This window comes from Streptococcus cristatus, assembly GCF_003943505.1.
GTDB lineage: Bacteria > Bacillota > Bacilli > Lactobacillales > Streptococcaceae > Streptococcus > Streptococcus cristatus_E.
Genome location: NZ_RJPS01000009.1, coordinates 20,014 through 41,416 on the forward strand (window position 1 = coordinate 20,014; position 21,403 = coordinate 41,416).

At 42.1% G+C, this 21,403-nt stretch carries 21 protein-coding genes and 2 pseudogenes; 21 read left to right on the forward strand and 2 right to left on the reverse strand.

The annotated features are described in order from the left end of the window. The first annotated feature begins 102 nt into the window (after window positions 1-102). Window positions 103-1,398, forward strand: coding sequence for an adenylosuccinate lyase (purB, locus tag D8792_RS08250; RefSeq protein WP_125373647.1), 1,296 nt, complete (start codon window positions 103-105; stop codon window positions 1,396-1,398). Window positions 1,399-1,830: 432 nt separating this feature from the next. Here purB and agaR read toward each other — a convergent pair whose 3' ends face one another. Next, window positions 1,831-2,547 (reverse strand): transcriptional regulator AgaR, encoded by a 717-nt coding sequence (gene agaR, locus D8792_RS08260; RefSeq protein ID WP_125373648.1) that lies wholly within the window; start codon window positions 2,545-2,547, stop codon window positions 1,831-1,833. A gap of 141 nt (window positions 2,548-2,688) precedes the next feature. Between agaR and D8792_RS08265 the strand changes: the two genes are divergently transcribed. From D8792_RS08265 to D8792_RS08295, 7 genes are all read left to right on the forward strand, one after another. Next, complete coding sequence (locus tag D8792_RS08265; protein ID WP_125373649.1) at window positions 2,689-4,476, forward strand: glycoside hydrolase family 35 protein; 1,788 nt, start codon at window positions 2,689-2,691, stop codon at window positions 4,474-4,476. Further along, on the forward strand, window positions 4,473-4,949 hold the full coding sequence (locus D8792_RS08270; RefSeq protein ID WP_005591342.1) for a PTS sugar transporter subunit IIB: 477 nt from the start codon (window positions 4,473-4,475) through the stop codon (window positions 4,947-4,949). The genes D8792_RS08265 and D8792_RS08270 overlap by 4 nt, the downstream gene beginning before the upstream one ends. A gap of 26 nt (window positions 4,950-4,975) precedes the next feature. Then, a complete protein-coding gene (locus tag D8792_RS08275; protein ID WP_045498332.1) occupies window positions 4,976-5,890 on the forward strand; it encodes a PTS mannose/fructose/sorbose/N-acetylgalactosamine transporter subunit IIC in 915 nt (304 codons plus the stop codon). Beyond that, window positions 5,877-6,695 (forward strand): PTS system mannose/fructose/sorbose family transporter subunit IID, encoded by an 819-nt coding sequence (locus D8792_RS08280; RefSeq protein WP_125371663.1) that lies wholly within the window; start codon window positions 5,877-5,879, stop codon window positions 6,693-6,695. The genes D8792_RS08275 and D8792_RS08280 overlap by 14 nt, the downstream gene beginning before the upstream one ends. An 11-nt stretch (window positions 6,696-6,706) precedes the next feature. Continuing rightward, the gene (locus tag D8792_RS08285; RefSeq protein WP_045498328.1) at window positions 6,707-7,111 is read left to right on the forward strand and encodes a PTS sugar transporter subunit IIA; all 405 of its coding nucleotides are present in this window, start codon (window positions 6,707-6,709) and stop codon (window positions 7,109-7,111) included. 104 nt (window positions 7,112-7,215) lie between these two features. Further along, window positions 7,216-8,379: an SIS domain-containing protein gene (locus D8792_RS08290; RefSeq protein WP_125371689.1), complete on the forward strand. Its 1,164-nt coding sequence runs from the start codon at window positions 7,216-7,218 to the stop codon at window positions 8,377-8,379. A 304-nt stretch (window positions 8,380-8,683) separates the two neighbouring features. Continuing rightward, window positions 8,684-9,721 (forward strand): aldose epimerase family protein, encoded by a 1,038-nt coding sequence (locus tag D8792_RS08295; protein WP_125373650.1) that lies wholly within the window; start codon window positions 8,684-8,686, stop codon window positions 9,719-9,721. Between the two features lie 100 nt (window positions 9,722-9,821). On the opposite strand, the gene D8792_RS08300 is transcribed toward D8792_RS08295, so the two are convergent. Further along, window positions 9,822-10,085 carry a YiaA/YiaB family inner membrane protein gene (locus tag D8792_RS08300; protein ID WP_179856134.1) on the reverse strand — a complete coding sequence of 88 codons (264 nt, stop codon included), beginning with the start codon at window positions 10,083-10,085 and terminating at the stop codon, window positions 9,822-9,824. Window positions 10,086-10,434: 349 nt separating this feature from the next. Here D8792_RS08300 and ruvB point away from each other — a divergent pair, with 349 nt between their 5' ends. From ruvB to D8792_RS11465, 13 genes and pseudogenes are all read left to right on the forward strand, one after another. Then, on the forward strand, window positions 10,435-11,433 hold the full coding sequence (ruvB, locus tag D8792_RS08305) for a Holliday junction branch migration DNA helicase RuvB (protein ID WP_125373651.1): 999 nt from the start codon (window positions 10,435-10,437) through the stop codon (window positions 11,431-11,433). Beyond that, window positions 11,430-12,005, forward strand: a complete 576-nt coding sequence (locus tag D8792_RS08310; RefSeq protein WP_125373652.1) for a nucleotidyltransferase family protein — start codon at window positions 11,430-11,432, stop codon at window positions 12,003-12,005. Before ruvB ends, D8792_RS08310 begins: the two co-directional genes overlap by 4 nt. A gap of 174 nt (window positions 12,006-12,179) precedes the next feature. Continuing rightward, complete coding sequence (locus tag D8792_RS08315; RefSeq protein ID WP_125373653.1) at window positions 12,180-12,602, forward strand: low molecular weight protein-tyrosine-phosphatase; 423 nt, start codon at window positions 12,180-12,182, stop codon at window positions 12,600-12,602. 3 nt (window positions 12,603-12,605) lie between these two features. Then, a complete protein-coding gene (locus D8792_RS08320) occupies window positions 12,606-13,019 on the forward strand; it encodes an MORN repeat-containing protein (protein ID WP_125373654.1) in 414 nt (137 codons plus the stop codon). Continuing rightward, window positions 13,009-14,823, forward strand: coding sequence for an acyltransferase family protein (locus D8792_RS08325; RefSeq protein WP_125373687.1), 1,815 nt, complete (start codon window positions 13,009-13,011; stop codon window positions 14,821-14,823). The genes D8792_RS08320 and D8792_RS08325 overlap by 11 nt, the downstream gene beginning before the upstream one ends. A 278-nt stretch (window positions 14,824-15,101) precedes the next feature. Next, window positions 15,102-17,756, forward strand: coding sequence for a bifunctional acetaldehyde-CoA/alcohol dehydrogenase (adhE, locus tag D8792_RS08330; protein WP_125373655.1), 2,655 nt, complete (start codon window positions 15,102-15,104; stop codon window positions 17,754-17,756). A 287-nt stretch (window positions 17,757-18,043) separates the two neighbouring features. Further along, the gene (locus tag D8792_RS08340; RefSeq protein ID WP_125373656.1) at window positions 18,044-18,958 is read left to right on the forward strand and encodes a helix-turn-helix domain-containing protein; all 915 of its coding nucleotides are present in this window, start codon (window positions 18,044-18,046) and stop codon (window positions 18,956-18,958) included. A 194-nt stretch (window positions 18,959-19,152) separates the two neighbouring features. After that, window positions 19,153-19,299 (forward strand): annotated as a pseudogene (locus tag D8792_RS08345) (ATP-binding cassette domain-containing protein); the annotation flags it as partial. 18 nt (window positions 19,300-19,317) lie between these two features. Further along, complete coding sequence (locus D8792_RS08350) at window positions 19,318-19,527, forward strand: hypothetical protein (RefSeq protein ID WP_125373658.1); 210 nt, start codon at window positions 19,318-19,320, stop codon at window positions 19,525-19,527. 20 nt (window positions 19,528-19,547) lie between these two features. Next, window positions 19,548-19,697, forward strand: a complete 150-nt coding sequence (locus D8792_RS11455; RefSeq protein WP_185758433.1) for a hypothetical protein — start codon at window positions 19,548-19,550, stop codon at window positions 19,695-19,697. Between the two features lie 12 nt (window positions 19,698-19,709). Further along, window positions 19,710-19,856: a hypothetical protein gene (locus D8792_RS11460; RefSeq protein WP_015604207.1), complete on the forward strand. Its 147-nt coding sequence runs from the start codon at window positions 19,710-19,712 to the stop codon at window positions 19,854-19,856. A gap of 335 nt (window positions 19,857-20,191) precedes the next feature. Continuing rightward, window positions 20,192-20,788 (forward strand): annotated as a pseudogene (locus D8792_RS08355) (transposase); the annotation flags it as partial. 327 nt (window positions 20,789-21,115) lie between these two features. Continuing rightward, complete coding sequence (locus D8792_RS11465) at window positions 21,116-21,403, forward strand: hypothetical protein (protein WP_061423559.1); 288 nt, start codon at window positions 21,116-21,118, stop codon at window positions 21,401-21,403.

Here is a 21,403-nt window from a genome sequence, read left to right on the forward strand (position 1 = left end):
AAAAAAAGAAAGAAACAAGGGCCCACGTATTTACCAAAACTAAATACCGGCTACGGACTTCCTTGAACTGAAACTTTAAACAAAAGAAAGGAATAACAAACAATGATCAACCGTTACTCTCGCCCCGAAATGGCGAACATTTGGACTGAGGAAAATAAGTACAAGGCTTGGCTGGAGGTAGAGATTCTGGCTGATGAGGCCTGGGCTGAGTTGGGTGAGATTCCCAAGGAAGATGTGGCCTTGATTCGTAAAAAGGCGGGCTTTGACATTGACCGCATCTTAGAGATTGAGCAGGAGACGCGCCACGATGTGGTGGCCTTTACGCGAGCGGTTTCTGAGACGCTGGGTGAAGAGCGCAAGTGGGTCCACTATGGCCTGACCTCGACCGACGTGGTAGATACGGCCTACGGCTACCTCTACAAGCAGGCCAATGACATCATCCGTGAGGATCTGCGTCGCTTCACTGACATCATTGCAGAGCGGGCGCGGGAGCATAAGTTCACTATCATGATGGGTCGTACCCACGGTGTGCATGCGGAGCCTACAACCTTTGGTCTTAAATTGGCGACTTGGTACAGCGAAATGAAGCGCAATATCGAGCGTTTTGAGCATGCAGCTGCTGGTGTAGAAGCTGGTAAAATCTCTGGTGCGGTTGGTAACTTTGCCAACATCCCACCATTCGTAGAGCAATACGTCTGCGACAAGCTTGGTATCCGTGCTCAAGAAATCTCGACACAGGTCCTTCCTCGTGACCTTCACGCTGAGTACTTTGCGGTTCTTGCTAGCATTGCAACTTCTATCGAGCGCATGGCGACTGAGATCCGTGGTCTGCAAAAATCTGAGCAGCGCGAGGTGGAAGAATTCTTCGCTAAGGGGCAAAAGGGTTCATCAGCAATGCCTCACAAACGCAACCCAATCGGTTCTGAAAACATGACTGGTCTAGCGCGTGTCATTCGTGGTCACATGGTGACAGCCTTTGAGAATGTCTCTCTCTGGCATGAGCGCGACATTTCCCATTCTTCTGCTGAGCGGATTATCGCTCCGGACACGACTATCCTCATCGACTATATGCTCAACCGCTTCGGTAATATCGTCAAGAACCTGACCGTCTTCCCAGAAAACATGAAGCGGAACATGAACTCAACCTTTGGTCTTATCTTCAGCCAGCGGGCTATGTTGACCTTGATTGAAAAAGGCATGACGCGGGAGCAGGCTTATGACTTGGTGCAGCCAAAGACTGCCCAGTCTTGGGACAATCAAGTGGACTTCAAGCCTTTGCTCGAAGCGGACCCAGAAGTCACTTCTCGTCTGACTCAGGAAGAGATCGATGAAATCTTCAACCCAGTTTACTATACAAAACGCGTAGATGAAATCTTCAAGCGCGTGGGCTTAGATTAAACAAAAAAAGATGAGAGTGGGACAGAAATCGCTAATTCGTTAGAATTCGATTTCGTCGTCCCACCTCCGCACAGTTGAGTAGGGCTGTAAAAGCTGATGAAATCAGCCTAGTAGAGCCCACTCAACCACTGCGTCTTGTCTTGCTCGACAATCCAAAGACAATTGAGAGGCTAGGACTTTTGTCCCAGCCTCTCTTTTTTATTATTCTCGAATGTATTATAAAAGTTCCGTTTTTGTTGGTTTTCAATCCTAGAATAGTAAAAAACTATACGAAATTAAAAAATACTGTTTATTTTCTGTCATTTTTTGATGTTTATTAAACAAAAATCGTTTAAATACCTTGCAAATTGGTATAGATAGGTTTATAATAAAGATAGGCTAGTTGGTCGGGAAATGAAAAACGACAGCTCATAAGAACCATCGTTTTTCAGATTAGTGATCGCGACTAGAAGAAATAAATTTGATTTTGAAGAAATCGCCACGCTTGTAGGTTTCGCTGTACTCTAGGATTTGTCCAGTATTTTCCAGTTTTGTGATCTTGACTTGATGCACAGTTGGAAAGTTTGGATCAATTTCCAAGGTCTTGGCAATCTCTTTTGGCGTTGGAAAGACGATTTCGTTGATTTCTTCGAAATACTCATCATTCATGTGGATGTGATAATCCGTCTTGAAGCGATTGTAGATCGAGCTGTAGTAGTCCAAATCTGGATAGTTTGGATTGATATACTGTTCAGGAATGTAGGTTTGGTGATAAATATAGACTTTATCGCCGGTCCTTCTGATACGGTCAATCTTGTAGTAGAACTGGGACGGAGTTAGTTCTAGTTTGTCCAAGATTTTCAATTCATTTCCGCGTTTGATAGACAGAACAGTCACCTTATCCTTTTGGATAGGGAAAGTTTCGATATCAGAGAATTCCACACGTTTGTGTTTTCTTGCACGTGAAACAAACGTTCCCTTTCCTTGCTGACGGATGATGTAGCCATCATTCGCAAGTTCGTTCAAAGCGCGGACAACGGTGATGGAACTGACGTTGAACATCTTGATTAACTCAGCTTCTGTGTAGAATCTATCACCGTTTTCAAAGTTACCAGAAATGATTTGTTGTTTCAAGTCATCTTTGATTTGTTGATATTTAGGAATAGCCATTGTGCTCACCTCTCTTTTTTTATCCCTCTCTATATTGATTTTAACATATTTTAAAAAAAAATGTTGACATTTATGTAAAAGTTTATTATATTAATATTAACAAAAAAATGAAAGCGTTTTAAATCTAGGAGGAATGGGGAGATGAAGAGATTTGAAATAGGCTCTTCTTTCTACTTGGATGGTCAGGAGTTTAAGATTTTATCGGGAGCGATTCACTATTTCCGGATTCAGCCGGAAGACTGGTATCACTCGCTTTACAATCTTAAAGCCCTAGGCTTCAATACAGTTGAGACCTATGTTCCTTGGAACATGCACGAGCCAAAGAAAGGCCAGTTTGACTTTCAGGGAATTTTAGATATTGAGAAGTTTCTTCAGATTGCTCAAGATTTAGGCTTGTATGCCATCGTTCGCCCTTCGCCCTTTATCTGTGCGGAGTGGGAATTTGGCGGCATGCCAGCCTGGCTCTTGACGGAGGATATGAGAATCCGTTCTTCTGACACTCCTTATCTTCAGGCTGTTGCAGACTACTATGATGAGTTGCTTCCTCGCTTGGTTCCAAGGCTCTTGGACAAGGGTGGGAATATCCTCATGATGCAAGTGGAAAATGAATATGGCTCTTACGGGGAGGATAAAGACTACCTGAGAGCGATTCGGCAGATGATGTTGGATCGAGGTGTTGATTGTCCGCTCTTTACATCGGATGGTCCTTGGCGGGCCACGCTGAGAGCCGGCACGCTGATTGAGGAAGATTTATTTGTTACAGGAAATTTTGGCTCCAAGGCAGACTATAATTTTGCCCAGATGCAGGAATTCTTTGATGAGCATGGCAAAAAATGGCCGCTCATGTGTATGGAGTTTTGGGATGGTTGGTTCAATCGTTGGAAAGAGCCAATTATCAAAAGGGATCCTGAGGAACTGGCTCAAGCTGTCCATGAGGTTCTGAAACAAGGCTCTATCAACCTCTATATGTTTCATGGCGGCACCAATTTTGGCTTCATGAATGGCTGCTCAGCCAGAGGTGTGACGGATTTACCACAGGTGACCTCGTATGATTATGATGCCCTGCTCGATGAACAGGGAAATCCAACTCCGAAATATTTTGCAGTGCAAAAAATGATGGAGACCTACTATCCTGAGTACCTACAAATGAAACCGCTCACAAAAGAATCTTTTGAATTGAGAGATATTGCTCTGAGTGAGAAAGTGGGTTTGTTTGAAACATTAGCTGATTTGGCCCAGCCAGTGGAGAGTCTCTATCCTGTAAAAATGGAGGATTTGGGACAGGGCTATGGCTATTTACTTTACCGTACCGAAGCCAGCTGGGATGCGGATGAGGAAAAAATTCGGGTGATTGACGGGCGAGACCGGATGCAGCTTTTTGTGGACGGCAAGCTTATGGAAACCCAGTATCAAGCAGAGATTGGTCAAGATATCTTTGTTGCTGGGGAAAAGAAAGCCACCCACCGTATTGACATTCTGATGGAAAACATGGGGCGGGTCAACTACGGGCATAAGTTATTGGCAGATACCCAGCGAAAAGGGATTCGGACGGGTGTTTGCAAGGATTTGCACTTCTTGCTGAATTGGCAACAGTATCCACTTTCTTTTGAAAACACAGAAAACATCGATTTTTCAAAAGGATGGCAGCCAGAGCAACCAGCTTTCTACGCTTTTGACTTCAAAATGAAAGCGCTTAAAGATGCTTATTTAGACTTGTCCGGTTTTGGAAAGGGCCTTGCCTTTGTAAATGGCGTCAACATCGGCCGTTTCTGGAATGTCGGACCAACCTTATCGCTTTATATTCCGCATAGCCTTCTGAAAGAAGGACATAACCGAATCATCATTTTTGAAACGGAAGGGGAATATGAAGAATCAATTAACTTAGTTAACCAACCTACATTTAAAACAATAAAGGGGGAAAATTTATGACAATCGTAGGTGCACGTATCGATGGACGTTTGATCCATGGACAGGTAGCCAATCTCTGGACTACCAAGCTCAACATTTCACGCATTATGGTGATTGACGATGAGGTAGCTGAAAATGCTATCGAAAAGAGCGGACTCAAGTTGGCAACGCCGCCAGGAGTGAAGCTTAGCATTTTGCCAATTGCTAAAGCAGCAGAAAACATCTTGGCTGGTAAGTATGACTCACAACGACTCTTTATCGTCGCTCGTAAACCAGACCGTTTCCTTCGTTTGGTAGAAGCTGGAGTTCCACTGGAAACACTGAATGTCGGAAATATGTCTCAGTCAGACGAAACTCGTCCCATCACTCGCTCTATCAATGTGGTTGATGCGGATGTGGAAGCTTTCCAAAAGTTGCATGAAAAAGGGGTGAAGCTGACAGCTCAGATGGTTCCAAATGATCCGGTCGCGGATTTTATGAATTTGTTAAAATAAGGAAAAATTTTTAGGAGGTCATTGTCATGATACAATGGTGGCAAATTTTACTACTCACTCTGTACTCAGCTTATCAAATCTGCGATGAGTTGACGATCGTTTCTTCAGCAGGTTCACCTGTATTTGCTGGATTTATCACAGGTCTCATCATGGGAGATTTACCTACAGGTTTATTGATTGGTGCCAACCTTCAATTGGTGGTACTCGGTGTTGGTACCTTCGGTGGTGCTTCTCGTATTGACGCTACTTCTGGTGCGGTTCTTGCGACTGCCTTCTCAGTAGCTCAAGGTCTTGATCCAGAGCTTGCTATTGCTACAATCGCTGTGCCAGTAGCAACTTTGTTGACATACTTTGATATTCTTGGTCGTATGACGACAACTTACTTCGCTCACCGTGTGGATGCTGCGATTGAACGCTTTGACTACAAAGGCATCGAACGCAACTATCTTCTTGGTGCGATTCCTTGGGCTCTTTCTCGTGCCCTCCCAGTCTTCTTTGCCCTTGCCTTTGGTGGAGCTTTTGTAGAAACTGTTGTTACAGGTCTCGGTAATGTACAATGGTTGGCAAACGGTTTGAAACTTGCAGGTCAAATGCTTCCAGGTCTTGGATTTGCAATCTTGCTTCGTTATCTTCCAGTGAAACGCAACCTTCACTATTTGGCACTTGGATTTGGCTTGACAGCTATGTTGACAGTGCTTTACAGTAATGTTCAAAGCCTTGGTGCTGCAGTGTCTAGCATTGTTGGTTCTGAAGTGTTCTCTAAACTTCCAAAAGAACAAGCTATTACTTTTGTTAACAACTTCAAGAGTGTATCTATGATTGGTATCGCCATCATTGGTGTCTTCCTTGCAGTACAACACTTCAAAAACAGCCAACGTACAGTCGTAGCTGCTCCAGTAACTGAATCAGAAAGCGGGGAAATTGAAGATGACGAATTCTAATTACAAACTAACAAAAGAAGATTTTAAACAGATTAACAAACGTAGCTTGTTTACCTTCCAATTGGGTTGGAACTATGAGCGTATGCAGGCTTCTGGTTACCTTTACATGATTTTGCCACAATTGCGCAAAATGTATGGAGACGGTACACCTGAACTGAAAGAAATGATGAAATTGCATACGCAATTCTTCAATACTTCACCATTCTTCCACACTATTATCACTGGTTTTGATCTTGCTTTGGAAGAAAAAGATGGTGTGAAATCAAAAGATGCGGTCAATGGTATCAAGACAGGTCTCATGGGGCCATTCGCTCCTCTTGGAGACTCAATCTTTGGATCATTGGTGCCAGCTATTATGGGTTCAATCGCAGCAACTTTGGCTGTTGCAGGAAACCCAGCCGGTATCTTCCTATGGATTGCTGTTGCGGTTGCTTACGATATTTTCCGTTGGAAACAATTGGAATTTGCCTATAAAGAAGGGGTTAACCTTGTCAACAATATGCAAAGTACTTTGACAGCTTTGATTGATGCTGCATCTGTACTTGGTGTCTTCATGGTTGGTGCCCTGATTGCCAGCATGATTGGTGTTGAAGTTTCTTGGGCTCCACACATCGGGAAAAAAGCTATCGATATCCAAGACATGCTTAACTTGGTCTTCCCACGCTTGGTACCAGCTATCATCACAGGTGTAATCTTCTGGTTGCTTGGACGTAAGGGTATGAACTCTACAAAAGCTATCTTGCTCATCATTCTTGCAGCGATTGCGTTCTCAGCGTTTGGTCACTTCTTCTTTGGAATGGCATAATGGTGTAAATTATGAGCAAGCAATTAATTTTGATTAGTCATGGTCGCTTTTGTGAAGAGTTGAAAACAACCACTGAGATGATTATGGGACCTCAAGCGGATATTCATGCCGTTGCCTTGTTACCAGAGGAGGGACCAGATGATTTCACAGCTAAGTTTTTAGATACGGTCAAGGATTTTGAAGACTATGTTGTCTTTGCAGATCTTTTGGGAGGCACACCATGTAATGTAGTCAGTCGCCTTATTTTAGAAGGTAAGGATATTGACTTGTACGCCGGCATGAATCTGCCGATGGTGATTGAGTTTCTCAATGCTTCTCTGACAGGAGCTGATGTTGACTATCCGAAAAATGCAGTCGAAAATATCGTTAAGGTTAATGATATCTTAGCAGGCTTATCAGATGATGAGGATGAGTAGGACTGTTTTGTAAGGAAAAAAATGAAGGGGAGTGGGGAATTTTCCCATTCCCTCTTTTAAAAGCAAATAACTAATATATCGATGTTTATTTTGAAAGGAGTACCATGCTAGATTATTCAAAAGAGAAACTGGTTGAATTAGGTGCAGAAATCACGACGCGTGAAATCTACCAACAGCCAGATGTTTGGCAGACAGCTTTTAATCATTACAAGGCTCAAGCTGACCAAGTCGTTGCTTTTCTGAAAGGTATCGAAGAAAAGCATGATTATGTAAAAGTGATCTTTACAGGTGCAGGAACTTCGGCCTATGTAGGCGATACGCTATTGCCGTATTTTAGAAAGCTTTATGATGAGCGCAAATGGAATTTTAATTCGGTTGCGACGACTGATATTGTGGCTGGTCCTGAGGTGCATCTGCACAAGGAGATTCCAACGGTTCTCGTTTCTTTTGCCCGCAGTGGCAATTCGCCAGAAAGTGTTGCGACAGTGGACTTAGCCAAGCAGTTGGTTGATGAGCTTTATCAAGTGACCATTACCTGTGCTGCAGAAGGAAGACTAGCTCAGCAGGCACATGGTGATGAGCGGAATCTCCTCTTATTGCAACCAGCTCCATCAAATGATGCTGGCTTTGCCATGACTTCTAGCTTCACCTCTATGATGTTGACAGCTCTTATGGTTTTTGATCCAGTAGATTTGGCTCAAAAAGAAGCAAGAGTAGCTGAGTTGATTGCCTTGAGCCAAAAGGTTTTGGCAGATGTAGCTGATGTTCAGGCTTTGACAGAATTAGACTTTAACCGGGTCATCTACCTTGGAGCAGGACCTTTCTTTGGTTTGGCGCACGAAGCTCAGCTGAAAATTTTGGAGTTGACCGCTGGGAGGGTTGCGACCATGTATGAAAGCCCAGTTGGCTTCCGCCATGGACCAAAATCTTTGATCAACGAAGAGACGCTTGTGCTGGTATTTGGCTCAAAAGACGAGTACACCAAACGTTACGACTTGGATTTGGTGCGTGAAGTGGCAGGAGATCAGATTGCTCGCAAGGTGGTCTTCTTTACAGAGCGCAGAGAAGACTTGGAGAATGTTGAGCAGGTGGTTCTTGAAAGTGACATCTTGGAAGATAGCTATCGAGCCTTCCCTTATATTGTGTATGCTCAGCTCTTCTCTCTCTTGACTTCTTTGAAAGTGAAAAATCGACCAGATACACCGTCTCCGACAGGAACGGTCAATCGGGTCGTTCAGGGAGTTATCATCCACCCTTTCCAGCAGTAGAAAGCTAAATATGGAAAAGTCAAACATTAGTCATGGGAAAGCTAGTTATAAAAAAGACTTTCAGGTAAATAAGATGATATTCCATCCTTGTCCCTTGACTAAGTCAAGAAAGAGAGTGGGACAGAAATCGGTAATTCGTTAGAATTCGATTTCGTCGTCCCACCTCCGCACAGTTGGGTAGGGCTGTAAAAGCTGATGAGATCAGCGTAGTAGAGCCCACTCAACCCCTGCGTCTTGCTCGACAATCCAAAGACAATTGAGAGGCTAGGACTTTTGTCCCAGACTCGAGACAGAGGGAGATTGTATGAAATCTTATCAAGAATCTATTTTTGGTACTTTTAAAGGACAGGATGTCCTAGTCTACACCTTTGAAAATAAGCTAGGCTATCGCTTCAAGGTCATGAACTATGGCGCAACGATTTTAGAATATCGGACGCCGGATAAAAATGGTGATTTTGCCAATATTATTCTAGGCTTTGATCGTTTTGAGGATTATGTTGGCAATAGTCCCAAGCATGGTGCCAGCGTGGGACCGGTTGCGGGACGGATTGCGAAGGCTAGCTTTGAGTTGAATGGGCAGTCCTACCAGCTGGAAGTCAATAATGGTCAGAATTGTAACCACAGTGGCTCTACTGGCTGGGATGGCGTGCTTTTCCAGACAGAGGAAGTCACAAACGAGGGCGTCACATTTTATACAGAGCGCCTAGATGGGACGGGCGGCTTCCCCGGAAATTTGAAAATCTGGATTTCCTATTCCTTATCGGAAAAAGGGGAGATTGAGATTTCCTATCAAGTCCAGACAGATCAGGATAGTCTGGTTAATCCGACCAACCACAGCTATTTCAATCTGTCAGGTAATTTTAGTCAGCCGATTGATCAGCATGTCCTCCAGCTGCATACCAAAGGGGTGTATCCGATTGCTCCTGACGGCGTGCCAGCAAAAGAAGTGGATGCGAATCGCGGCTTTGTCAAAGGCCTACAAAAAGGTCTGGCACTGAAAGAAATTTTTGCAGACCAAGACGAGCAAATTCAGGTCGTGTCAGGGCTGGATCATCCATTTGCTCTGGATAAAGAGCAGGAAGAGGCAGGATGTCTTTATGATGCGGCCTCAGGACGCTATCTGACTTTCCGTACGGATGCTCCTTGTGTCGTGACTTATTCGGCAAATTTTGTCGATGAGTCAGTCATCATCAATGGACAGCCAATGATTCAGCATAATGGTCTGGCATTGGAGGCACAGGCCTTGCCTGATGCGATTCATAGTGACTTGAAAGATCAGGTCATTCTCAAGGCAGGAAGCCTCTTCACCAGCACCACCGTTTATTTCGCAGGAGTGAGATAAACGGCAAACTTGCTTCATTTGAAGTGTATCTCACATGGCGATACTAGCCTCAGATACAAGAAAACGGCAGATTCCCCCTCTGCCGTTCTTACTATTTATTTTATTGGTTATCTAAGTCTTGTGGTTGGAAAAATTGATTGTAACGTTCTTCGTCTTCTTGGTTATCACGGATAACTTTTGCAAGAGTGAATGAAGAAGAAATCAGTCCGACAGAACCCATGAGATAGTATCCTTTAACCATCAAAGGTTCTTTCAAAGTATAGAGTCCGACGAGAACAAGAGTCACAAAGAAGGCGAATGAGCCCCAAGCCATAAACATAAAGGCTGGTGTATTCCGATAAGTTTTCTTTTTAAGGTTGTTCATATCTAAAATCTCCTTTTCGATTTTTTTCATTGTATCATGAGTTTTTGAGACAGTCAATGAAATAGAGGCTATTTTAATCAGACTGAACAATTCATATTAGTTTGTATCATCTTACTAAGATATCTAAAAGTATTTTATTTTTTAAAAAATATTTTTTCTTTAAGCAAATTTTAAGATAAGGACGTTATACTAATACCATCAAATGAAGACCTCCTAACTTTATTTGATAGAAATCCTAAAACTTTTTCATAATAATCTCCCATAAGAGCCACCAAATTCGGTGGCTTTTTTTGTATTCAGAAGCGGGTTGGATTGCTTCCTCTGCCCTATTTTTTGCTATAATAGTCCTATGAGTAGAATTTTAGATAATGAATTAATGGGGGATGAGGAGCTAGTAGAACGTACTCTTCGTCCACAGTATTTACGAGAATATATTGGCCAAGACAAGGTCAAGGATCAGCTGAAGATTTTTATTGAAGCGGCTAAATTGCGGGATGAGGCCTTGGATCATGCCTTGCTTTTTGGACCTCCGGGTCTAGGAAAGACGACCATGGCCCTCGTCATCGCCAATGAACTCGGTGTGAATATCAAGCAGACTTCTGGCCCAGTCATTGAAAAGCCTGGTGATTTGGTTGCGATTTTAAATGATTTGGAGCCAGGTGATGTCCTTTTTATCGATGAAATTCACCGTTTGCCCATGGCAGTAGAGGAAGTGCTCTACAGCGCCATGGAGGACTTTTACATTGACATTATGATTGGGACTGGTGAGACCAGTCGCAGCGTCCATCTGGAATTGCCGCCTTTCACGCTGATTGGAGCGACCACTCGGGCAGGCATGCTATCTAATCCTCTGCGGGCTCGTTTTGGGATTACTGGTCATATGGAGTATTATGAAGCCAGCGACCTGACGGAAATCGTCGAGCGGACGGCAGAGATTTTTGAAATGGATATTACCCACGAGGCTGCTCGAGAGTTGGCTCTTCGTAGCCGAGGCACACCGCGGATTGCCAATCGTCTGCTCAAGCGGGTGCGGGACTACGCCCAGATTATGGGGGATGGTCTGGTTGATGCTCAGATCACAGACAAGGCCTTATCTATGCTGGACGTGGATCGAGAAGGGCTGGACTATGTGGATCAGAAAATCCTACGAACCATGATTGAAGTTTATGGTGGCGGTCCAGTGGGGCTGGGGACACTTTCAGTCAATATTGCTGAGGAGCGCGAAACGGTGGAGGACATGTATGAGCCTTACCTGATTCAGAAAGGCTTTGTCATGCGGACTCGGACTGGGCGCGTGGCGACTCGTAAAGCCTATGAGCATCTAGGATATGAGTATATGAAGGAATGATGACCGATCTGGAGATTTTAGAGAGACTGGGTCAGGATCAGGATATCCGAGCGATTTTGGAGGTTATCCGCAGCCTAGAATTGAAGGATTCTTGGCTGGCTGCGGGCAGTATCAGAAATTTTATCTGGAATATCTTGTCTGGCAAGTCGGGCTTTGATGCTGAAACAGATGTGGATGTCATATTCTTTGATCCAACTGTGTCCTATGAGAAAACTTTGCAGCTGGAGATGGAGCTGAGAAAAGCTTTTCCCGCTTATTCTTGGGAGCTAAAAAATCAAGTTTATATGCATATTCATAGTCCCAACACCCGGCCCTATACTAGCTCGAAAGATGCCATGAGCAAGTATCCTGAGTGCTGCACGGCTATCGGTCTTCGATTGCTGGAAAATGACAAGCTAGAGCTTTTTGCGCCCTATGGCTTGGCAGATATTCGAGCATTTCAGGTGCGGCCGACACCACATTTTTTGGCGGATGCAGAGCGAAAGAAGCTTTATATGGAAAGACTTAGCAAGAAAAACTGGCAGGCTAAATGGCCACAATTAAGTTTTGAAACTCTTTCTGAAGAAAAGTAAAGTTGAATCTGGTGCAAGCTAGATTGAGTGGCTTACCGCCTAAATGACCTGCACTCTGAAACTCAGACACAAAAGCTAACGGCATAATTAGCGGTTTTTCAGAGCCTGCTTCCGCTGTCACAGAATAATCAAGAAAGCTCCACAGTTTTCTTTTTATTCTGGTATAATAGATCTATGAAGAAAATTGTATTTGTTTGTTTAGGAAATATCTGTCGCAGTCCGATGGCAGAGTTTGTAATGAAAAGTCTGACCGATGACCTACACATCGAGAGTCGAGCGACATCTAGTTGGGAACATGGCAACCCTATACATCAGGGGACTCAGGCTATTTTTAAGAAACATGCGATTTCTTATGACAAAGGAAAAAGTTCTCAGCAGATTTCAGCGCAAGATTTTGCAGAATTTGACTATATCATCGGCATGGATGAAGCCAATATTCGAGATTTGAAGAAAATGGCGCCAGTGGATTGTCAGGATAAAATCTACCAGTTTGCTGATCTCGGTGTGCCGGATCCTTGGTACACAGGTGATTTCGATGAGACTTATGACCTGATTTTGGCTGGTTGCCACAAGTGGCTAGAGCGCTTAAATGGATGAAAAATGGATAAAATAAAAGAATTTTACGATAAATATAAAATCTATCTGACCCGTCAGAATCTAGAAATCTTGGCTGTGACGGTAATTGCATTGTCAGCAATTTTAGTGTTTACCTCTAATATCCCTGGTAAGGGTGTGCTGACGCTGGATCAAGGTAAGATAAAATATGAGGGCAGTCTAGTTCACGGAAAGATGAACGGCGAAGGTACCCTGACTTTTAAAAATGGGGATAGCTATAAAGGGCATTTCAAAAATGGGACTTTTGATGGTAAGGGTACTTTTACATCGAAGGCTGGTTGGAAATATGAAGGTGAATTTGCCAACGGTCAGGCCAATGGTAAAGGAAAACTGAAGACAGAAAGTAATGTCGTCTATGAAGGAACGTTCAAGCAAGGAATTTATCAAAATGCGCATTAGATGGTTTTCACTGGTTCGGATTACTGGACTGGTCTTGGTGTTACTCTATCATTACTTTCAGGGAGTTTTTCCTGGAGGTTTTATTGGAGTGGACATCTTTTTCACTTTTTCAGGATTTTTGATTACTTCATTATTGATTGATGAGTTTACAAGAAGTCGGACGATTGATATTATGGGCTTTCTGAAACGGCGCTTTTATCGTATCGTTCCTCCGCTCGTTTTTATGATTTTGATCATCATGCCCTTTACTTTATTGATCCGTCGGGACTTTGTAGCAGGTATCGGGACGCAGATTGCAGCTGCTCTGGGCTTTGTGACCAATTTTTATGAAATGATGTCGGGTGGCAGTTATGAAAGCCAGTTTGTACCGCATTTGCTGGTTCACACTTGGAGCTTGGCACTGGAAGTGCATTACTATATCCTCTGGGGCTTGGCTGCTTGGGGTATTAGTAAGATCAGCAAGTCAGTTGCTCAGTATCGGGGGCTGATTTCTCTGAGTTCGGCTGCTCTATTTTTGTTCAGCTTCTTGGCTATGTTTATCGGAGCCTTTTTTAGCAAGAATTACTCCAATATTTATTTCTCAAGCCTGACCCACGTCTTTCCTTTCTTTGCGGGAACGGTGCTAGCGACTTTCTCTGGAGTCGGAAATGTGGGTGTTCAGATGAAGAAACTGGAAGAAAAGGTCGAAGTCAAGCAAGTCTTGATGGCTCTAGCTGGCAGTTTTATTCTTCTCATCTTGCTCAGCTTTATTTTGAAGTTTGACAGCTTGTGGACTTATTTATTTGGTTTCTTGATTTCAACGCTCCTGGCTTGTGTCATGATAGCAGCAACCCGTATCTTGCACGATAAATTGCCAAATATAAAGGAACCTGGCCTTCTCAATTTTGTTGCAGATACTAGCTATGGTGTCTACCTCTTCCATTGGCCTTTTTACATCATTTTTAGTCAATTGATGGGCAATGGTGGAGCCGTCCTTTTAACTACAATCTTGAGTTTTGGCTTCGCAGCTCTTTCATTCTATGTGTTAGAGCCGACTTTGGCAGGGCGGAAGCCTCAGATTTTAGGCAAGGAGATGGATTTAAGCTCCATCACCAAGCCGATTTTCTACAGTTTCATTCCGCTGACATTTATCTTGCTTATTATCACCATCACAGCTCCGTCTGTTGGTGCCTTTGAGGAAAGCCTGATTGTCAATTCTTTGAACCAATCCGATACGAAAATGCAGACAACCCGTAAGCACGCAGACCAAAAAACTGCGACAAATTATAACGTGGCAGAGGGAACGACTGTTATCGGTGATTCTGTCACTTTGCGCTCCGCTGAATGGATCCAAGAGGCTATACCTGACGCTCAAGTCGATGCAGTGGTTAGCCGTAATTTAGTGTCTGGTTTGGAATTTTTCAAGAACGATATTGCTAACCAAACACTGCTTCAAAACGTCGTTTTGGCATTGGGAACCAATCCGGTTGACAATTATGAAGAATTGCTGGATCAGTATATAGAGCTCTTGCCAAAAGGCCATCGCTTGATTTTAGTCACGCCATATGATGGCCGGACAGCCAATGATCCAAGTAGTATTCCTGTTAAGATGCGCCAATACGAACTTGAACTTGCTAAGAAATACGATTTTGTATATGTAGCAGACTGGTATCAGGTCGCGATTAATAATCCGCAGATTTGGATTGGAACAGACTATGTCCATTATGGGGCAGATTCAGAGTCAATGGCAGAGGGGGGTAAACTCTACTCTAACATGTTGAAAGAAGCCTTGGCTGCCGCTTCAAGTGGCAGTGTTAAGCCATAAAACTAGCTCGGTTATTTAGCCGAGCTCATTTTATAACAAAAAAGAAAGCGCTAACACATTTTTAGAGAAAAGTATGTGAAATTTTCGAAAATAATATGGAGACTTTTGTAAAAAAGCCTGAAATATCAGTGTTTAAAAAATAATCCATAAAAAGTTTGTGAACTTTTGTTGAAAGTGTTTACAAATTTGTGGGAATAGAGTATAATTATATTGTGAAATAATTAACAAAGGTTAAAGTCTTCATTTAACCTTTTGGCAGAAACCATTGGAGGACTATAATGGCTGATAAGAAGAAAATTGTTGAACAAGAAGATAAAGTGCTAGCGGCTGAAAAACATGTTGACGAGCTTGTGCAAAAAGGTCTCCTAGCTCTTGAAGAAATGAGAAAACTAAATCAAGAGCAAGTAGATTACATCGTAGCAAAAGCTTCAGTTGCAGCTCTTGATGCGCACGGGATCCTTGCTCAACATGCAGTTGAAGAAACTGGTCGCGGTGTATTTGAAGACAAGGCAACGAAAAACCTTTTTGCCTGTGAGCACGTTGTCAACAATATGCGCGGTGTTAAAACTGCTGGTGTTATCGAAGATGATCCTGTTACTGGTTTGACTAAGATTGCTGAGCCTGTCGGAGTTGTTTGTGGTATCACTCCAACGACTAACCCAACATCAACAGCAATTTTCAAAGCATTGATTGCCTTGAAGACACGTAACCCAATCGTTTTTGCCTTCCACCCATCTGCTCAAGAATCATCTGCTCACGCAGCGCAAATCGTTCGTGACGCAGCTATCGCAGCTGGCGCACCAGAAAACTGTGTGCAATGGATTACAGAACCATCTATGGAAGCAACAGCAGCTTTGATGAACCATGATGGTATTGCAACAATCCTTGCAACTGGTGGTAATGCCATGGTTAAGGCTGCCTACTCTTGCGGAAAACCAGCTCTTGGGGTTGGTGCCGGAAACGTACCAGCTTACATCGAAAAATCTGCTGACCTTCGCCAAGCAGCTCATGATATCGTAATGTCTAAATCATTTGACAATGGTATGGTCTGCGCATCTGAGCAAGCGGTGATTATTGACAAGGAAGTTTATGACGAATTTGTAGAGGAATTCAAGTCATACCACACTTATTTTGTAAACAAAAAAGAAAAAGCTCTTCTTGAAGAATTCTGCTTTGGCGCTAAAGCAAACAGCAAAAACTGTGCTGGTGCTAAACTAAACGCAAGCATCGTTGGTAAGCCAGCTGCATGGATTGCAGAACAAGCAGGCTTTAAAGTACCAGAAGGTACAAACATTTTGGCTGCAGAATGTGCGGAAGTAGGTCCAAATGAGCCATTGACTCGCGAAAAACTTTCACCAGTGATCGCTGTCTTGAAAGCTGAAGATAGAGAAGACGGTCTTAAAAAAGCTCGTCAAATGGTTGAATTTAACGGACTTGGTCACTCAGCAGCTATCCATACAAAAGACGACGCTCTTGCTAAACGCTTTGGTACTGAAATCAAAGCTATGCGGATCATCTGGAACTCTCCATCTACTTTCGGTGGTATCGGGGACGTATATAATGCCTTCATTCCATCCTTGACACTTGGATGTGGTTCATACGGACGCAATTCAGTTGGTGATAATGTGAGCGCTATTAACCTTCTAAACATCAAGAAAGTAGGGAAACGTAGAAATAATATGCAATGGTTTAAAGTTCCTTCAAAAATTTACTTCGAGCGCAACTCTATCCAATACCTTCAAACATGTGAAGATATTGAACGCGTTATGATCGTTACTGATAAATCTATCGAAAAGCTTGGCTTTGTTCAACGTGTGATCGATCAATTGAACGCACGTAGCAACCGTGTCACTATCCAAGTCTTCTCAGATGTTGAACCAGATCCAGACATCACAACTGTAGAACGTGGTGCTGAAGTGATGAAAGCATTTGAACCAGACACAATCATTGCTCTTGGTGGTGGTTCTCCAATGGACGCGGCTAAAGTAATGTGGCTCTTCTACGAGCAACCAGAAATCGACTTCCGTGACTTGGTTCAAAAATTCATGGATATCCGTAAACGTGCCTTCCGCTTCCCATCACTTGGTAAGAAAGCGAAGTACATCGGTATCCCAACGACTTCAGGTACAGGTTCAGAAGTAACACCGTTTGCCGTTATCTCTGACAAGAAAAACAACCGCAAATACCCATTGGCTGACTACTCATTGACACCAACTATTGCGATTGTTGACCCTGCTTTGGTTGAATCCGTTCCAGACTTTATCGCTGCTGATACTGGTATGGACGTCTTGACTCATGCGACTGAAGCCTATACTTCAAACTTCGCTAACGACTACACAGACGGTATTGCGCTTCAAACAATCAAACTTGTCTTTGAATGGTTGGAAAAATCTGTTAAGACAGCTGACCCAGAAGCACGTGAGAAAATGCATAATGCGTCTACAATGGCAGGTATGGCCTTTGCCAATGCCTTCCTTGGTATGAGCCACTCAATGGCCCACAAGATCGGTGGTGTTCACCACACTGTTCACGGACGTACAAACGCAATCTTGCTTCCATACGTCATCCGTTACAATGGTACTCGTCCATCTAAGACTACTACATGGCCTAAATACAACTACTGGAAAGCTGATGAGAAATTCCAAGACATCGCGAAAATGCTTGGTTTGCCTCACTCAACTCCAGAAGAAGCAGTTGAAGCATACGCTAAAGCTGTTTACGAACTTGGTGTTGCAGTAGGTATCAAGATGAACTTCAAAGACCAAGGAATCGATGAAAAAGCTTGGAAAGACAGCTTGCATGAAATCGCTTTACTTGCTTATGAAGATCAATGTTCACCTGCAAACCCACGCTTGCCAATGGTAGCTGACATGGAAGAAATCATGGCAGATGCCTACTATGGTTACGGAGAACGTCCAGGACGTCGTAAATAATATAGTTATCAACCACAGAGAGTGGGACAGAAATCGGTAATTCGTTAGAATTCGATTTCGTCGTCCCACCTCCGCACAGTTGAGTAGTGCTGTAAAAGCTGATGAAATCAGCGTAGTAGAGCCCATTCAACCACTGCGTCTTGCTCGACAATCCAAAGACAATTGAGAGGCTAGGACTTTTGTCCCAGACTCTTTTTTGGCGTGATTGGAGGAATTTTGATATAATAAAAACAGAAAACTTTGATAATTAAATTATTTTTTTCAAATAATAATGAGGGTTTTGGTTGATGAATGATGTTGGTAAAAGAATAGAGGAGTTACGCAAAAAGAAAGGTTTGAGCCGTCCGGCCTTTTGTGATGATGAGTCTGGTTTGTCTGTCCGCCAGCTGGCACGTATCGAAAAAGGTGAGTTTCACCCTTCTCTGAAAACTCTGGAGCATATCGCAGAAAAATTGGAGATTCCAGCCTATATCCTCATGCCTGACTATCAAGAGTTGCCAGAGCGTTATAAGGAAATCAAATACTTTCTCCTCCACCATCCCGACTATGGGGATAAGGAGCTGCAAGAACAAAAAGATGAGTATTTCGATGAAATCTTTGAGGACTTTTATGACAATCTTCCAAGAGATGAGCAGATAATGGTAGATTGCTTGCAGGCCATTGATCAGGTGCGGGCAGGTCAAAATTCATTATATGGTCAAGGTGTGTTGGAGAATAATTCTGACAATTTAGTCGATATAGAGCTGTTTCAAACTAGTACATTATTGAAATTAAGACTTTATTTTCTCTGTGCATTAATGGATGGATTGAATTCGGGTTTTATAAAAGAAACTACCCAAGAAGAAATTATTCTTCTATTTAAAAAGCTATGTCTTCAAATAGAAGAAACTGAATTAGAAGATTTATATTTATTACGGGATGCTTTATTTGCAGCGTTGTGCTGTTTGGAGATTGTTGGGGAGTTCTCCTACTTTAAGATGGCAGTAGATAAGTTAAATCATATTATGAATAGGACTCGAGATTTTCAAAAGAAACCATTGATTTTAATGGTCGAGTGGAAATATTACATTCAATGTGATTTTTATGAGGCAAATCGTAAGTATCAAGAGGCGAAAATGGTGGCTCAAATATTTGGAAACGAGGAATTGATAACAAGCCTTGATAGAGAATGGCAGAAAGATATAAAAAAATATATTCAATAATTTGTGAATAGTGGCAGAAATGTCCTGATATACTAAAGTTTTTGGCAAGATTTGATATTCTTGTCAATTTTTTTTATTTTGTTCGGATTTTACTATCTATTTATTAAAAAAATAGTGACATTTCTGTCATTGGTGATTTTTTGTTGCGCTGATATAATTATTCTTGTAAATAAGACATCAGGAAGGGAATGATAATGTGTGAAAAAGTTATTGACGTACAAAATATTAGTAAAAAATTTGGAAAATCTAGTGCTTTACAAGATGTGTCCTTTTCGATTAGTAAAGGTGAAATATTTGGATTTTTAGGTCCATCTGGTTCGGGAAAAACAACAATGATTAGTAAATAAAGGAGTGAATTAATGAGAGGTTTTAAAAATAGTATCAGTAACAAGCTACAAGGTGTTTTTCTAACTATCATTTTGTTAGGCGGTTTAGCAATTGCTTTGGTGGAAAGAAGATTATTGATTTCGTTAATTCTTATCGTGGCTATTATGATTTTATCATTTACAAATATGATATGGCTTAGACAATTAGATCAAAATGTAAATTGGGAAAATAGGTCAAAATAGAAATTTAAAGGAGTAATTTTATGGAAATGACAGACAAACATATGAATGAGCTATTTTTCGAGGAAGTACCAGTAGATGAGCTTTATGGGAATGCTCGAGATTTCATTGAAGGTTTCGGTGTTGGAATTGGTATTGTGGCTGCTGCTGCAGGAATTGTAGCTTTAACTTAAAGGAGTAATTTTATGGAAATGAAAGATAAACATATGAATGAACTATTTTTTGAAGAAGTAAAAACAGACGAACTTTATGGAGATGGGTGGTTTATTGGAGGTGTTGCAGGTGGTGTTTTAGTTGGCGGAGCTATTTGGGCAGGCATAGTTTTAACTTAAAGGAGGAAGTTTATGGGAATGACATATAAACCATTTGAATAAAAATTAAGATTAGTAGTGGGTAAATCTCCTTCGGTATATTTATCCACTACAGAAATTATAGGGTCAAAAAGTTCCAGAGCTAATCAAGACTTTAGAACTTTTTCAATATACTTGGTTATCGGATATTTACGATAAAATAAAACTTTTGGCAATTATTGTCAAAAGTTTCAGATTGTAGACAAAGTCTTGAGAAAACACATTTCTCAGGGCTTTTTGTCGTTTTTAGGAGTATAATAGAGGTAAGAGGTGCAGCTGATGTTTCATAAAAACCAAGTAGATTTAGAGCGGCAACAGCTGGAAATGTGCATGACAGCCAGCTTTTTCCGCTCCTCTTTGCCAAGCTGGAACCTTTTGAGCCCCAAACTATTGTCATGGACTCTGGTTTTAAGACGCCCAGTATTGCCAAGTTCCTGCTGGACCAGGAGCTAACGCCAGTTCTGCCTTACACCCGACCAAGGGGAGATAAGCACATGTTTCGCCCTAAAGATTTTGTTTATGATGAATACTATGACTGTTATCTCTGTCCGCAAAACCAGGTATTAAGCTACAGCACAACCAATCGTGACGGCTACCGAGAATACAAAAGCGATTCCTCTATTTGTCAAAACTGCCCTCTTTTGACTGTCTGCACCAGAGCTAAGAATCATCAGCGGGTCATCACCCGGCATGTTTGGAAGGATTATTTAGATAGATGTGAAGATATTCGTCATACCCCTGTGATGAAGGAATGGTACAAGCGGCGCAAGGAGACTATTGAGCGAGACTTTGGGACCGCCAAAGAATATCACGGTATGCGCTACACTAGACAGATTGGTAAGGCCAAAATGGAAGATCAGGTTGGTCTGACTTTTGCCTGCCTGAATCTCAAAAAACTGGTGAAAATGATTGCCTAGAGGGGCTTTTTATTTTGCCTGAATCGCAAGATCTTAGCTATATGACTAGTGTACAAGGAAAATCAGATAGAAATGATGAACAAAAAAAGACAAACCACTTCGAGAAAAGTAGTTTGTCTACGGTCTGAAGTTTTTTTATTTTGTTTGGAATTATAGCTTTGGAACGGATATAAAAGAGGACATTTCTGTCATTGGTGATTTTTTGATATGCTGATATAATTATTTTTGTAAACACCACAGCAGGAAGGAAAAAGAAATGTTTAAACTTTTTAGTTTACTAGGCTCTATCGGTGGTTGGTGGGGGTAACTGTAAAAAGTCATGGTATGTTAGAGTTCAAACGAATCAATAATGTACAGACTTATACAGGTGGCGTGCGAGATGTGCTAGTTGTGAGACAGTCCTCTAGTCCATTAATACAAGTGGAGATAAGAGTCAATGGCTATTTGTTAGACTTGATTACAGTTAAAAGAAATATTCTTAGAGTGTATACTTTGAAAAATCTCTCTCCTACTGCAAGAGTTACAGTATCAAATATCACAGGGGGACTTGATATGACCTTGAAACACAATCGTACATTTAGGGATTTTGATTTTTTTGAAAAATTAAAATAG

Coding starts and splice junctions, on each gene's coding strand:
- D8792_RS11455 (WP_185758433.1), top strand. CDS start 19,548: ATGGAAATGACAGACAAACATATGAATGAGCTATTTTTCGAGGAAGTA.
- D8792_RS08310 (WP_125373652.1), top strand. CDS start 11,430: ATGATGACCGATCTGGAGATTTTAGAGAGACTGGGTCAGGATCAGGAT.
- D8792_RS11465 (WP_061423559.1), top strand. CDS start 21,116: ATGTTAGAGTTCAAACGAATCAATAATGTACAGACTTATACAGGTGGC.
- agaR (WP_125373648.1), bottom strand. CDS start 2,547: ATGGCTATTCCTAAATATCAACAAATCAAAGATGACTTGAAACAACAA.
- adhE (WP_125373655.1), top strand. CDS start 15,102: ATGGCTGATAAGAAGAAAATTGTTGAACAAGAAGATAAAGTGCTAGCG.
- D8792_RS08275 (WP_045498332.1), top strand. CDS start 4,976: ATGATACAATGGTGGCAAATTTTACTACTCACTCTGTACTCAGCTTAT.
- D8792_RS08265 (WP_125373649.1), top strand. CDS start 2,689: ATGAAGAGATTTGAAATAGGCTCTTCTTTCTACTTGGATGGTCAGGAG.
- D8792_RS08300 (WP_179856134.1), bottom strand. CDS start 10,085: ATGAACAACCTTAAAAAGAAAACTTATCGGAATACACCAGCCTTTATG.
- D8792_RS08295 (WP_125373650.1), top strand. CDS start 8,684: ATGAAATCTTATCAAGAATCTATTTTTGGTACTTTTAAAGGACAGGAT.
- D8792_RS08340 (WP_125373656.1), top strand. CDS start 18,044: ATGAATGATGTTGGTAAAAGAATAGAGGAGTTACGCAAAAAGAAAGGT.
- D8792_RS11460 (WP_015604207.1), top strand. CDS start 19,710: ATGGAAATGAAAGATAAACATATGAATGAACTATTTTTTGAAGAAGTA.
- D8792_RS08290 (WP_125371689.1), top strand. CDS start 7,216: ATGCTAGATTATTCAAAAGAGAAACTGGTTGAATTAGGTGCAGAAATC.
- D8792_RS08315 (WP_125373653.1), top strand. CDS start 12,180: ATGAAGAAAATTGTATTTGTTTGTTTAGGAAATATCTGTCGCAGTCCG.
- D8792_RS08285 (WP_045498328.1), top strand. CDS start 6,707: ATGAGCAAGCAATTAATTTTGATTAGTCATGGTCGCTTTTGTGAAGAG.
- D8792_RS08280 (WP_125371663.1), top strand. CDS start 5,877: ATGACGAATTCTAATTACAAACTAACAAAAGAAGATTTTAAACAGATT.
- D8792_RS08350 (WP_125373658.1), top strand. CDS start 19,318: ATGAGAGGTTTTAAAAATAGTATCAGTAACAAGCTACAAGGTGTTTTT.
- purB (WP_125373647.1), top strand. CDS start 103: ATGATCAACCGTTACTCTCGCCCCGAAATGGCGAACATTTGGACTGAG.
- D8792_RS08325 (WP_125373687.1), top strand. CDS start 13,009: ATGCGCATTAGATGGTTTTCACTGGTTCGGATTACTGGACTGGTCTTG.
- D8792_RS08320 (WP_125373654.1), top strand. CDS start 12,606: ATGGATAAAATAAAAGAATTTTACGATAAATATAAAATCTATCTGACC.
- D8792_RS08270 (WP_005591342.1), top strand. CDS start 4,473: ATGACAATCGTAGGTGCACGTATCGATGGACGTTTGATCCATGGACAG.
- ruvB (WP_125373651.1), top strand. CDS start 10,435: ATGAGTAGAATTTTAGATAATGAATTAATGGGGGATGAGGAGCTAGTA.